We start from the raw sequence: 11,722 nt of genomic DNA, 5'->3' as shown, positions 1-11,722 counted from the left end.
CCACCGCGAACGCAGTGCGCGTGAGCTTGCTGGCCCTGGGCGCAGCGCCGGTGGACCCGCTGGACGCACCGGACGAGGGGGTGCTCCAACACGCGCGGAAGCTCTGGGTGGCGCACGCACACGGCTTCGGCCTGGTCCTGCTGGATGACCACGACCCGCACGTGGCACCCGGGCTCCACGTGGTGCGCACCACCGACCCGCTCGCGCTGACCCGCGTGCAACAGCTCACGCGCTCGTGGGAGGCGTTCGACCGGGCCTTCGAGGCCTGCCCCATGACGCTGGAGCAGGCGCTGTTCGATGCGCGCATCGTGCCCTGCTTCGAGGCGCTGGGCGCACCCCTCGCGCAGCTGGACCTGGCGCGTGACCACCTCTTCGTGATCGACGAGCGCTACGTGGCGTCGTTCCCGGAAGAGCGCTGGGCAGCCCACGTGGCGCGCAGCGCGAACAGCACCGATGCGTCGTCCGAGCACGAGCACGAGCGCGTGCTGCGTGGCCTGCGACTTGTGTGTGCCGCTCCGTGTACGCCGGTGTGAGCGTTGACGAGAGCGCGCGCGTGCCCCAGGGAACCAGTCTTGGATCATGCTTTCGGTCAGCCAACACCGCTTCTTTCGGGCGCACCCCGACCGCCTCGAGCTGGTGCGCACCGCGGTGCCGCTGGCCACGTCGGCCTTCTCCTTCGCGCTCATGTCTGCCGTGGACACGGCGTTCGTCACGGGCTTGGGGGTGGCCGAGCTGGCCGGCGTCGGGCTCGCCGGCACGCTGATCTTCACGGTCATCATCACCACCGGGACCTTGCTGCGGGGCCTCAAGATCTGCATGGCCCAGGCCGAGGGGCGCGGTGAAGCGAGCCTGGGATACCTGGGTGCGGGTCTGCGCCTCGGTGCCCGCGCCATCGTGCCCACGGTGGTGCTGCTGGTGGCCCTCGGGTTCCTGACGCCGGCGCTACTCAGCACTGCCGCATCGGCTGCCGCGGCGAGCGACTACATCTGGGTGCGCACGCTGTCCATCCCCATGCTGTTCCCGCTCATGGCGCTGCGCGAGGCGTTCTACGGCCGTGGCGACACCACCACGCCGCTGCGCGCCATCGTGGCAGCCAACGTGCTGAACCTGGTGCTCAACTGGGTGAGCGTGGAGCTCTTGCACTGGGGCGTGCGCGGCGTGGCCTTCACCACCGTCATGGCCGTGGCGCTTCAGGTGTTCTGGCTGGGCCGCGTGCAGCGCCCGCGTGGCTTCGGGCTGCGCGAGGCCACGCCTGCGCACACCAAGGCGCTGCTCACCATCGGTCTGCCTTTCGCCAGCCAGAAGCTGCTCGAGACGGGCGCGTTCGCCGGCATCGCGGCCATGATCTCGCGCACCGGCGACTCCTCCGCCGCGGCCCATCAGATCGGGCTGCAGCTCTTGCTGCTGGGCAACCTGCCGTCCGTCGCGCTGGGTGAAGCGGTGAGCCTGGTGGCCGGGAGGCTGGCCGGCGCGGGCGAGCACCAGCGGGCGCGCGCGGCAGCCTCGTTCGCGCTGCGCGTGGGCGTGGGCTGGGCCAGCGGCGTGGCGCTCCTGGCGGCCGTGCTGGCGCCCATCCTCGGGCCCCGCTTGGTGCCGGGCGACGACGAGATCGTGGTGGTGCTGTGGGCCTGCGCGGCGCTGCTCGTGCTGGAGTGCACTTCGCTCGTGGCACAGGGCTACCTGCGTGCCACGGGTGACCCGCGCTACCCATCGGTGGTGGTGATGATCAACGCCACCGTGATCAGCCCCGCCCTGGCCGCGCTCGGCATCTTCGGGTTCGGCATGCGCGCCCTCGCCGGATGGCTGTCGTTCTTGGTGGAGGTCAGCGCGTCCAGCGTGCTCTTGTGGCGCCGCATCCAGCAACGCACGGCGCCATGAGCCTGCTTCAGGGGTTGGCGCTGGCCGGAACGCGAACGAGGCCCACGGCGGCCCAGCGTCGCTCACCGCTGGCCAGCTCCACCTGCACGCCGTGTTGCGCGCGCAGCAGCACGGTGCCCGGCAGCCACTCGGGCGCTTGCGGCGCGCGTGTCTCGATGCGCGCACCGACCGCGATGCCTCCGTCGCGCAGCGCGGTCATGGGCAGGTCTTCGCTCGAACCGTCCGCGTAGACCACGCGGCGCAACTCCCCGATGACGTGCCCGACCACGGCCTCGTACCAGTGGCTGTCACCGCTGTAGCGCGCCAAGACGATGGAGCCGACCTGGCCGAAGGGCGCGGGCGGGCTCGGCACGTAGTTGCCCGCAGGCAAGGTCGCGCTCGCCACGCGCACCAGCGCCACCGACGTCCACCAGCGCCGTCCGTCGGTGTGCAAGACACCGAGGGCGTGGCCCACGCGGTGCTCGATGTTGACAGGCACGTAGGTGCCTTCGACCACGGCCTCCCCGGCGAGCGGCGGCATGAGGCGGTCGGGGAGCACGGCGTCCGACCCGAGCGTCTCGGTGTCGCCATCGGCATACAGCACGCTCAGCTGCGACCCGGTCACGGCGGTGACGACGCCCACATAGTAGTTGCCGAGGCCGCGGTAGTTGGCCAACACGATGGTGCCCGGCACGTTGGCGCCCACCACGGGAGCGGGCGGTGCCACGGGAGCCACGGGCGGCGCGGGAGGAGCGACCACCGGTGCAGTGGGTGCTGGGACCGGCGCAGCGGGCACGGGCGCCGAGGGCGCCTCGGACGAACATGCAGCCGAGAGCAGGCTCAGCGCGGACAGCGCGAAGAAGCCGAGGGAGGTGTGACGGTGGGCCATGTGCGGAGGGTACCGCAGCGCGACGAAGAAGGGGCTCAGTCGACGAGACCGGGCTGCTCCACGTCCGTCCAGGCTGCGTCGTGGTTCAGGAACTGGCCCAGCCACGCGAAGATGGCCGTGCTGTCTCCCACGCCCGTGATGGTGCCCGCCACGATGGCGGTGTGGCCCATGCCGTCGATCAAGTAGCGGTGATAGCGGCCGGGATAGCGCTCGCTCAGGATGGCCGTCTCACGCCGCAGCTCCGCCTCGAACCAGTCGATGGGCACACCCAGGAACGTGCCTGCGATGGTGTCGTCACGGGTGTGGCTGATGACCGCCATGCGCAGCGAGGTGTCGCGGGAGAGCACCCAGTCGGCGAACTGGATGGCGTGGCCACCCACGAAACACTGCTCGCAGCTGTCTGGGACGAACTGTGAGGCACCCAGTGACACGAGAAGCTCGTCCACGAACTCCGGCTCGCGCTCGCCGCGCGTGATGCCGATGCCCGAGTCGTTGACCACGAGCACCTCGGCGTCCGGGAAGTAGAGCCGCACCATGGGCGCCGCGAAGAGCGTGGCGAAGCCGCCTGCGCTCACGCCCACCAGCGCGATGCGGGGCGGGTTGGGGAAGCGCGTGGCGATGGCGTCGAGCGCCGCCGTGATGTTCTGGCGGCCCCGCTGGACGTACTCCTCGCCGTCGAGCGTCTGGGTCACGTCGCCCAGGAACAGGCTTCCGTCGCAGTACGGGACGTAGGCCAGGTCGAAGTCGCGGAAGGGCTGGTCGATGGCGCCCGAGAGTATGCCCGAAGGGAGAAACGGGATCCCCTCGCGCTCGCACGCGCCCGCCGTGGAGTCCGCGCAGAGGCCGCCACCCTGCAGGTAGATGATCAGGTCGTCGCTGTCGCGCTCGCGCGTGATGACCTCGAACACCCGCGTCTCCGGGTCACTCGTGCCGATGCAGCGCGGGCCGTTGGGGGTCTCCGGGTCCCAGCGGTAGTTGATGCGGCCGCCGCTGCCCACCACCTCGGGCGGGAACACGCCGCGGTACTGCATGGCGCCGTTCACCAGCATCTCGGCGTAGATCTCTTCGGGGGCGGGCGGGCTCTGCGAGTCGGAGCACGCCACGAGGGCGAGGAGCGTTGTAGCCAGGAATGAACGTATCGGTCGCATCGAGCGCGAGGGTACGCTCGCGGATGGCTCGCGGCCAGCGCCTCGTGTGCGCTACCCTCTGCCGCATGGCCAAGCCCATTCTGCTCCGCCACGAGGGGCAACTCACCAGCCTCGAGCCCACGCGCCTCGAGCGCCGCAAGCTCTATGGCTACCGCAAGCGCACGGCGCTCGACCCGAGCGGCCAGCCGTGCACGCGCGCCTCGCTCACCGAGGACGGTGCCCTGCTCATTCGCGCGGGGATGACGGCCCAGGGCTACTTCGACGAGGGCGGCGAGTGGGTCCCCACGAAGGACCTGGTGGGCCTCGACGAGAGCGGCGCAGCGCTGCCCTTGGTGCCCGCTTCGCTCGGGGAAGAGCGCCCCCTCGAGGGCCCGATCGCGGCGACCGAGCTGCTGGACCAAGCCATCTCGGCGGTCTACGCGCTCACGCCCGTGGAGCTGGACCCGGCCCTGGCCGAGTCGCTGCGCGCCGGCGCCATCTACCGCTTTGCGTTCAACCCGCGCGCCGACTTTCGCGAGGACTTCGCCTACCTGGTGAGCAACCCCGATGGCGCGCTCTTCGCCCTGAGCGGCCAAGCCGTGGCGCCTTCTTGGCTGACGCTGGCTCAAGTCAGCCCCGCCATCGCCGACGACGAAGCGGACGACGACGACCTCGACTTCGAGATGTTCTGATGCGACCCATTCACCTCACCAACGCCGCCGGCCGCGACGCGACCGTTCAGTACGGCAACCTCCCTACCCCGGCTTCCCCGCCGCTGGGTGTGCCGGGCAAGCGTGTGCGCTTCCAGCGCTACCTGGCCACCACCGAAGCGGGCCTGCACGAGTCGTTGGTGGCCTCGCTGGGCGAGGACTACTACCAGGCGCTCGTGGACGGCGACCCGGAGGTGGACCTCGAGCGTGTGGGCCGGCGCATCGGCAACACGCAGCTGGTGTACCTGACCGCGGGTGGTGAGGTGCTGTACGCCGCCCCCGAGGTGCTGGAGGTGGTCTACGCGCCCGATGGCAGCGAGCGTGAGCGCCGCGCGCCGGCCGACGTGACGCCCAACACCAACGTGGAGGAGCCCGTGCGCTACACCGGGCGCCTCTTCACGCGCGCCGACGTGGTGCGCCGCTTCGTGTTCCGCCGCACCATCCAGCTCATCCACAGCGACGGCCTGACGTTCGACTACCTGTTCGACATGGCGCGCGAGCTGGACGGCAAAGACAGCGTGGTGCTGTTGGGAACCGGGCCAAAGGGCATGGCCCCGCTGGTGTTCCAGACCAATGGCTCACCGTACCGGGCGTTCCTCGAGGGGCGCGTGCAGGGCGACGCCTACCAGCTGCTGTTGCATCTCTCCAACATGGAGCTGAAGCTCCCAGAAGGAGCCGGCGCGTGAGCCTCTACAGCACGGACACGGCGTCTTCGCTGGGCGCGGGCCAACGGACGGGCCTCGGCGCTCTGTTGGATGAAGACCTGCGCGCGCTGGTGAGCGGCTACAAGCGCAACATCGCCAGCCGCTACCGCAGCCTCACGCCGGACGAGCCCGAGCTCATCCCCAGTGGGCCGCTGTTTGCCTCGCCCAAGATCGACGGCGAGCTGTGGTTCTTGGTGCTGCGGGACGGTGAGCTCGCGCTGGTGAACCCACGGGGCCGCGTGATGTTCGGCGACCTGCCGCTGCTGGTGGAGGCGCGCGAGACCCTGGGCAAGCGCGCCACGGGCAGCGTGGTGCTGGCCGGTGAGCTGTTCGCGGCGCGCAAGGCGGGGCGGCCGCGCGTGGGCGACGTGGCCGCGGCCGTGTCGGACAACGCCCCCGAGCGGCTCGGCTTCGCGGCCTTCGACGTGCTGCAGACGGATGGCGCCGACGCCTACGGCATGCCGTACGAGGAGCGCCTGCGCCTGCTGCGCGAGTGGCTGGAAGGTGGCAAGCGCACGGCGGCCATCAAGACCGAGATCGTGAACGACCGCGAGAACGCGCTGCGCCTGTTTGGCGAGTGGGCCGCCGAGGGCAAGGGCGAGGGCATCATCTTGCGGCCCACCGACGGGCGCATCTTCAAGCTGAAGCCCTACGTGACGCTGGACGCCGCCGTGATTGGCTTCACCGTGCGTGCCGACGCTCCCGAGCAGGCGCGCTCGCTGTTGCTGGCGCTCATGCGCGAGAACGGGCAGCTGCAGCTGATCGGCTCGTGTGGAAACCTGGGCGAGGAGGAGCAGCGCCGGGTGCTGTACACGCGCCTGGCCAGCACGGTGGTGAGCTCCAACTACCGCTACGCCAGCAGCTCGGGCGCGCTCTTCCGCTTCGTGCGGCCGGAGCTGGTCATCGAGGTGCGCCTCACGGACCTGCAGAGCGCGGACTCGAGCGAGCGCCCGGTAGAGCGCATGGTGCTGGCCTACAGCACCGAGCGTGGCTACGAAGCGCGCCGCCCCATGGAGGGCGTGAGCATTTTGCACCCCGTGCTGGAGCGTGTGCGCGACGACAAGAGCGTGAACCCCACGGATGTGCGCGCCTCGCAGGTGCTGGAGCGCTGCCACGTGGACGCGCTGGACGCCGAGGTGGAGAGCGTGCAGTTGCCGCGCAGCGAGGTCCTGCGCCGCGAGGTCTACATCCAGCACAAGGGCGACAAGCACGGCGTGCGGAAGCTGTTGCTGTTGCAGACCCACAAGGACAGCCTGGACGCGAGCTACCCCGCTTACGTAGTGCACTTCACCGACTACAGCTCGGGCCGCAAGGACCCGCTGCAGCGCGAGGTGCGCCTGGCCAACACGCGCGAACAGGCGGACGCCATCGCCGAGCAGATGCTGGCGGACAACATCAAGCGCGGCTGGACGCGGGTGGAAGCGCCCTAGGAACGGAGCCCCGGGTCCTCACTGCGCCGTGGTCACGCAGTCGCCGCCGTTCGCGCCCTGGGCGCACCCGTGTGGACAAGGCTGTGCTTGCTCCACCCCGGTCCAGCCGCGGCCTGCACGGGGATAGGCGGCAGCACACCTCACCACCGCGCCTCCCTCACAGCGGGTGCGGAAGGTGTTCGCGTCGCACGGCACGTCGGACACGCCGCAGGCCACGAAGTCCGAGGTCTCGATGCAGCGGTTGCCGTTGACGCACGGCCCCTCGGCGTAGACCACGCGATGCTGACCCGCGCGGACGCCCTCGAGCGCGGCGCAGCGCACGGGGCGCCCATCTCGGCAGGCCAGCGCGAAGGTGGCGGGGTCGCACGCTTCATCGAACGGCCCGACACAGTCCCCCTCTGCGCAGATGTTGCCGGAGGCGCAGCGGTCGACCACCACCTCGTACGCCAGTGTGGGGACACCAGGGATGAGGCTCGCGCAGGTGACCACCGCGTTCTCTGCGCAGCGGCGCGGCGCGCCCGGCGAGCACGGCTCAGGATGGACCAGGCAGCGCCGTTCAGCCCCGACTCGACCGCAGTGCTCGGGCGCCGCGCAGGTGTGCTGCACGAGGACGTAGCGTTCCATGAAGGGGTTGCCCGACTCGATCTGACAGTTCACAGCCACCTCCCCGTCGCAGCGCGCCTCGCCTGGGTGGCACTCGTTGAAAGGGTGCCAGTCCGCCGAGCACCCGCTTGCCGAGAGGGAAGCCAGAGCAGCGAACATCACCAACCGTCTCGGGGAATGATTCACGTGTCGTTCCAGTGGGGGTGACGCGGTCAGAGCGCGCGGGTCGTGCAGGGCCTACACTCGCCGTCCATGCAGCGACTCGCGATCATCCACAATCCCGGCGCCGGAAGCCAAGCGAATGAGGAGCTGGACGCGATCGTCGCGCTGTTCGCACCCCACTTCACGGTGACCACGCACGAGGTCTCGGCGGAGCGGGACCCCGTGTCGCTTGCCGAGGCGGCGCTCGCGAGCGGCGTGGACGTGCTGGTGGCCTCGGGCGGCGACGGGACCGTCTCGGCCGCGGCGTCGGTCCTGGTGGGTCGCGACGAGGTGACGCTGGGCGTCATCCCGCGCGGCACGGGCAACTCCATCGCGAAGAGCCTGGGCATCCCCGTGGGGCGCGACCAGGCGTGCGCCGTCATCGTCGCGGGCCACACACGCACCATCGACACCGCCACGGCGGCCGGCCGCACCATGGTGCTGATGGCGTGCGTGGGCCTGCACGCCAACGCCATCACGGAGACCAGCGACGAGGCCAAGGCGATCTTCGGCAAGCTGGCCTACGCGTTCACGGGGCTCACGCTCGGGGCCACGAGCGCGCCGTTCGAGATCTTCCTCGGCACGGACGACGCCGCCATTCGCTGCGAGGCCAGCGCCGTGACCGTGGCGAACCTCGCGCCCGCGACGACGTTCCTGGCACGCGGGCCGGGCGAGCCGCAGGCCGATGATGGGCAGTTGGCCGTCACGCTGGTGGCGGTGGCGGGGCTCGCCGACACGCTGCTCACGGGCATGCACCTGGTCACGCGCGCGCTCGCGGGGCTGCCGGCCGACCGCGACAACGTGGCGCACTTTCGAACCTCGCGCGTCCGCGTGCAGACGTCCGAGCCCATGCCGGTCATGGTGGACGGGGAGCAGGTGGGCACCACACCGTTCGAGGTGGTGTGCGTGCCCAAGAGCCTGCGAGTGCTGGTCCCTGACGTGCCCGACGCAGGGGCGGCGCCCATCCCGCAGACCTGAATCCCGTCTGGCTCACGCCTCGAGGACGGCCCGCACCTTTTTCAGGTACCGGGCCGCGCCTTTGCCAGCGGTGAACACCAGCCGCTGATGGGTCTCCACCGAGAACACGATGAGGAAGTCCGCGTCGTGGTCGAAGAGGCGAACGGCTCTCGAGCCCGAACCAGAGCCGTCGCGGCCGATGACGGGCTCCTCCCAGAAGCTGAGGTGGATGAGCTGCAGGCCGCAGCGGGTGGGCATGTCACCCCACGCATCGGTCTCCGCATCCCAGAAGTCGTACGCCCAGGACGTGCCCATGGACCCGCCCAGGTCGTCGAACTCCGAGGCGTAGCCGTCCAAGGTCGCGGACCCGCGCTGCGTGGGCGTGGGAAACCGAGACGGTGCGCGCCCCCAGAGCGCCTCGCAGAGCCGTGCGGCATCCGACTCCCGAAAGAAGCGCTGCCCCATGAAGTGCCGCTCGAACCCGAGCGCCCGCAGCTCGGTCATCAGCGTTCGCGGGGTGGCCAACAGGTAGGGAGCGAAGCGCAGCGCCTTCGTGGTCATGCCGATGAGCCTGCCCATGCGCAGCGAGAAAGGGAAGAGCAGCCACCGAGCGCTACAGCGTCACGCTGAGGTGGTCGATGAAAAACTGCCGGGTCCCCATGGCGCGACGCATGGCTGGGCCGAGATCGAAGCACCGAAAGTACGCCTCCACCTCGTCGCTGAGCCCCTCGAGATCCGTCATGTGGTCTGCAGAGAGGGTCACCTCCAGCGTGTCCTGGGAGCTGTCGGTGCAGATCTCGAAGACCACGCGTCGGTGACCCACCGGAAGTACGTGGAAGACATCGTTCACGCCGTCTCCCGACACGGCGCCGAAGCAGTACCTCGCGAGCAGCACCCCCGTGCCGTCCGACGCGAGCCAAGCGCTGTCGTCTTGGAAGTTGTAGCAGTGTTGGTGCAGGAACCGGTCGATCTGGAGCCCCGCGCGAGGCAGCTCGGCATCGGGACGCAGCGAGGCGTACAGCCCGAGCGCCGCGCGCTCTCCCCACTCCCGGCGCCACTCGATGGAGGAAAAGTCGTCGAACACGAGCACGCGGGAGCAGCTCCACGGAGCCCGGTCGACCACCCGCCGTCGCAACGCGAAGAACGCAGGCGGCGGCTCCTTCCCGGCTGCGATGGGCGGCTCGCATGGGGGCACGAGTGCCGCAGTCAGCGCGACCCGCAGCTCGCGCTCGACCGCGTCAGGGGCCCCCAGGTCCACGCTCGGCGCACCGCTCCAGACACGCTCGGGCGCGTACTCGGTGAAGCCCATGTCGTGCCCGTACTGATGGCCGGCCAAGACCAATCCGGGCGACAGCTGCACGCTCTTCTCCCCGTCCGAGCGAGTGTCCCACACCCAGAGCTGCGGGGCCAAGAGGGTGTGGTCCAAGTCTGGAAAGCTGTGCTCGGGGCGCAGTGCGTGACCTCTTCGAAGCGCATGGAACAGCCGGTTGCGCAGCGTGGAGCGCGCTTGACGAGGCACGGCCGGAAGCGGTGGACCGTGCACGAAGACGTCGTCCGGCAGGTAGTGGGCGGCCGGCGCATGCATGCTGGCGGGGACGTGTAGCCCGAGCCCGTCGAGGCGGAACGAGTGGCCCACCGGCTCGCGGTCCTGCTGCGGGATGACGAATGCGAACGTCTCGGACTGCACGCGGCGGCGTTCGTAGTGCTCCCAAAAGGCCAAGCGCGTCAGGTCTCGGGAGGTATCGAGGTGACTCGATGGGATGCGAGCTGCCAACGCCTCCACCAGCGCAAATCGAACCTCCGGCGGGAGGCCGGAGATGAGGTGCGGCTCCCTGAAGGCCGCCACCAGCGACCAGCTCACTTCACTCGGTGTGGACAGACCCGACACGAGTGTGACCCCTGCTGCGTCGAGCGTGAGGGTGTGCTCGTACGTTCGCGGCCCCAGGGGCGATGTCCACGTCCAGCGGAGGTCCGCGGCAGGCTGACCGGGTCGGAGCGAGTCCGTCATCCCGTGGACGGTACCCCATCAGAGTGATGCAGCGTGACCCCCCGAAGACCACTCTATCGGGGCTCGTGCGCCTGTCTGCGACGTGGCCCCGAGGAGAAGCGCGCCCACGGGCAAGCGCCAACCGGTCTGGCCTCCGTGTTGCATTGGCCGCGTAGGAAGCCGATGACGACCGCCGCATACATCAATCGCATTGCCACGTCAGTGCCCGAACACGACATCCACGAGGCGTTCGTGCGCTTCGCTCGCGAGTCGCTCGAGAATCCGTCCGACCGCGCGGTCTTCGACCGGATGGCCAACCGCGCTCACATCGACCATCGGTACTCCGTCCTTCGCGCGAACGAGGAGCCCCACGCGACCTCGCTCGATGACCGAGGCCTGTACGAGCGTGGCGCCTTCCCGAGCACGGCCGAGCGCATGAAGCTGTACGAGCGGCACGCCCCCGAGCTGGCCGCGACGGCCCTCGAGAAGCTGGCGCTGGGCGGCGAGATCGCTTGGGTGACGCACCTGATCATCACGTCGTGCACCGGCTTCTATGCGCCGGGGCTGGATCACGCCATCGTGCGGCAGCTCGGGCTCCGCAAGTCGGTCGAGCGCACCATCGTGGGTTTCATGGGCTGTTCGGCGGGCGTGAACGCGCTGAAGCTCGCGCGGCACGTGGTCCTCTCGGAGCCTCGCTCACGAGTGCTGATCGTGAACCTCGAGCTCTGCACCCTGCACCTGCAGGCCGCGGTGGACCTCGAGACCATGCTGTCCTTCCTGCTGTTCAGCGACGGGTGCGCCGCCACCCTGGTGAGCAGCGACCCCGTGGGGCTCGCCATGGACAGCTTCTACGCGACCACCATCCAGAACACCGAAGACCTGATCACGTGGCACATAGGCGACGCCGGCTTCGAGATGCACCTCTCGGGTCGAGTCCCCAACGCCATCGCGGGCGCGCTCGACTCGGAGGCCTTCTCGATCCTGGGTGGAAGTCCACCGAGCGACATCGAGCGTTGGGCCGTGCATCCTGGCGGCCGCTCGGTGCTCGAAGGCGTCGAGCGCGGCCTCGGCCTCGACGCTCTGGCGCTCGCGACCTCCCGGGACGTGCTCCAGCAGTACGGGAACATGTCCTCGGCCACGCTCTCGTTCGTGCTCGACTCCGTGATGCTGGACGCCAGCCGCGGAGAGCGCGGGTGCGCCCTGGCGTTCGGGCCGGGCCTCTGCGCCGAGACCATGTTGTTCCACAAGGTTTGAACC

The 11,722-nt window shown here is 69.9% G+C and carries 12 protein-coding genes; 7 read left to right on the top strand and 5 right to left on the bottom strand.

Annotated features, from left to right (window positions below; genetic code table 11):
• Positions 1-20: 20 nt before the first annotated feature.
• Positions 21-533 (top strand): hypothetical protein, encoded by a 513-nt coding sequence (locus IPI43_25200; GenBank protein ID MBK7777382.1) that lies wholly within the window; start codon positions 21-23, stop codon positions 531-533.
• A 46-nt stretch (positions 534-579) separates the two neighbouring features.
• The gene (locus tag IPI43_25195; GenBank protein MBK7777381.1) at positions 580-1,878 is read left to right on the top strand and encodes a hypothetical protein; all 1,299 of its coding nucleotides are present in this window, start codon (positions 580-582) and stop codon (positions 1,876-1,878) included.
• A 7-nt stretch (positions 1,879-1,885) separates the two neighbouring features.
• Here IPI43_25195 and IPI43_25190 read toward each other — a convergent pair whose 3' ends face one another.
• Positions 1,886-2,746, bottom strand: a complete 861-nt coding sequence (locus IPI43_25190; GenBank protein MBK7777380.1) for a hypothetical protein — start codon at positions 2,744-2,746, stop codon at positions 1,886-1,888.
• 35 nt (positions 2,747-2,781) lie between these two features.
• A complete protein-coding gene (locus IPI43_25185; protein ID MBK7777379.1) occupies positions 2,782-3,849 on the bottom strand; it encodes a hypothetical protein in 1,068 nt (355 codons plus the stop codon).
• Between the two features lie 110 nt (positions 3,850-3,959).
• On the opposite strand from IPI43_25185, the gene IPI43_25180 reads away from it, so the two are divergent.
• The 3 genes from IPI43_25180 to IPI43_25170 are packed head-to-tail and all read left to right on the top strand — an operon-like array spanning position 3,960 to position 6,717.
• Positions 3,960-4,565 carry a hypothetical protein gene (locus IPI43_25180; protein ID MBK7777378.1) on the top strand — a complete coding sequence of 202 codons (606 nt, stop codon included), beginning with the start codon at positions 3,960-3,962 and terminating at the stop codon, positions 4,563-4,565.
• The gene (locus IPI43_25175) at positions 4,565-5,269 is read left to right on the top strand and encodes a hypothetical protein (GenBank protein ID MBK7777377.1); all 705 of its coding nucleotides are present in this window, start codon (positions 4,565-4,567) and stop codon (positions 5,267-5,269) included. Before IPI43_25180 ends, IPI43_25175 begins: the two co-directional genes overlap by 1 nt.
• On the top strand, positions 5,266-6,717 hold the full coding sequence (locus IPI43_25170; GenBank protein MBK7777376.1) for an ATP-dependent DNA ligase: 1,452 nt from the start codon (positions 5,266-5,268) through the stop codon (positions 6,715-6,717). The genes IPI43_25175 and IPI43_25170 overlap by 4 nt, the downstream gene beginning before the upstream one ends.
• 18 nt (positions 6,718-6,735) lie before the next feature.
• Here IPI43_25170 and IPI43_25165 read toward each other — a convergent pair whose 3' ends face one another.
• Positions 6,736-7,374 (bottom strand): hypothetical protein, encoded by a 639-nt coding sequence (locus IPI43_25165; GenBank protein MBK7777375.1) that lies wholly within the window; start codon positions 7,372-7,374, stop codon positions 6,736-6,738.
• A gap of 198 nt (positions 7,375-7,572) precedes the next feature.
• Here IPI43_25165 and IPI43_25160 point away from each other — a divergent pair, with 198 nt between their 5' ends.
• The gene (locus tag IPI43_25160; GenBank protein ID MBK7777374.1) at positions 7,573-8,499 is read left to right on the top strand and encodes a YegS/Rv2252/BmrU family lipid kinase; all 927 of its coding nucleotides are present in this window, start codon (positions 7,573-7,575) and stop codon (positions 8,497-8,499) included.
• A gap of 12 nt (positions 8,500-8,511) precedes the next feature.
• On the opposite strand, the gene IPI43_25155 is transcribed toward IPI43_25160, so the two are convergent.
• The gene (locus IPI43_25155) at positions 8,512-9,039 is read right to left on the bottom strand and encodes a hypothetical protein (protein ID MBK7777373.1); all 528 of its coding nucleotides are present in this window, start codon (positions 9,037-9,039) and stop codon (positions 8,512-8,514) included.
• 52 nt (positions 9,040-9,091) lie between these two features.
• Positions 9,092-10,486, bottom strand: coding sequence for a hypothetical protein (locus tag IPI43_25150; protein ID MBK7777372.1), 1,395 nt, complete (start codon positions 10,484-10,486; stop codon positions 9,092-9,094).
• 162 nt (positions 10,487-10,648) lie between these two features.
• On the opposite strand from IPI43_25150, the gene IPI43_25145 reads away from it, so the two are divergent.
• On the top strand, positions 10,649-11,719 hold the full coding sequence (locus IPI43_25145; GenBank protein MBK7777371.1) for a type III polyketide synthase: 1,071 nt from the start codon (positions 10,649-10,651) through the stop codon (positions 11,717-11,719).
• The last annotated feature ends 3 nt before the right edge of the window (positions 11,720-11,722 follow it).

The sequence above is a fragment of the Sandaracinaceae bacterium genome (assembly GCA_016706685.1).
GTDB lineage: Bacteria > Myxococcota_A > Polyangia > Polyangiales > Houyiibacteriaceae > JADJJE01.
The sequence above is the reverse complement of the archived record's forward strand: the minus strand, read 5'-3'. Positions and strand labels throughout refer to the sequence as shown.

What these genes read in the sequence shown, in the direction of transcription:
- IPI43_25195 (MBK7777381.1), top strand. Translation starts at nt 580, where the DNA reads ATGCTTTCGGTCAGCCAACACCGCTTCTTTCGGGCGCACCCCGACCGC.
- IPI43_25190 (MBK7777380.1), bottom strand. Translation starts at nt 2,746, where the DNA reads ATGGCCCACCGTCACACCTCCCTCGGCTTCTTCGCGCTGTCCGCGCTG.
- IPI43_25180 (MBK7777378.1), top strand. Translation starts at nt 3,960, where the DNA reads ATGGCCAAGCCCATTCTGCTCCGCCACGAGGGGCAACTCACCAGCCTC.
- IPI43_25175 (MBK7777377.1), top strand. Translation starts at nt 4,565, where the DNA reads ATGCGACCCATTCACCTCACCAACGCCGCCGGCCGCGACGCGACCGTT.
- IPI43_25160 (MBK7777374.1), top strand. Translation starts at nt 7,573, where the DNA reads ATGCAGCGACTCGCGATCATCCACAATCCCGGCGCCGGAAGCCAAGCG.
- IPI43_25155 (MBK7777373.1), bottom strand. Translation starts at nt 9,039, where the DNA reads ATGACCACGAAGGCGCTGCGCTTCGCTCCCTACCTGTTGGCCACCCCG.
- IPI43_25150 (MBK7777372.1), bottom strand. Translation starts at nt 10,486, where the DNA reads ATGACGGACTCGCTCCGACCCGGTCAGCCTGCCGCGGACCTCCGCTGG.
- IPI43_25145 (MBK7777371.1), top strand. Translation starts at nt 10,649, where the DNA reads ATGACGACCGCCGCATACATCAATCGCATTGCCACGTCAGTGCCCGAA.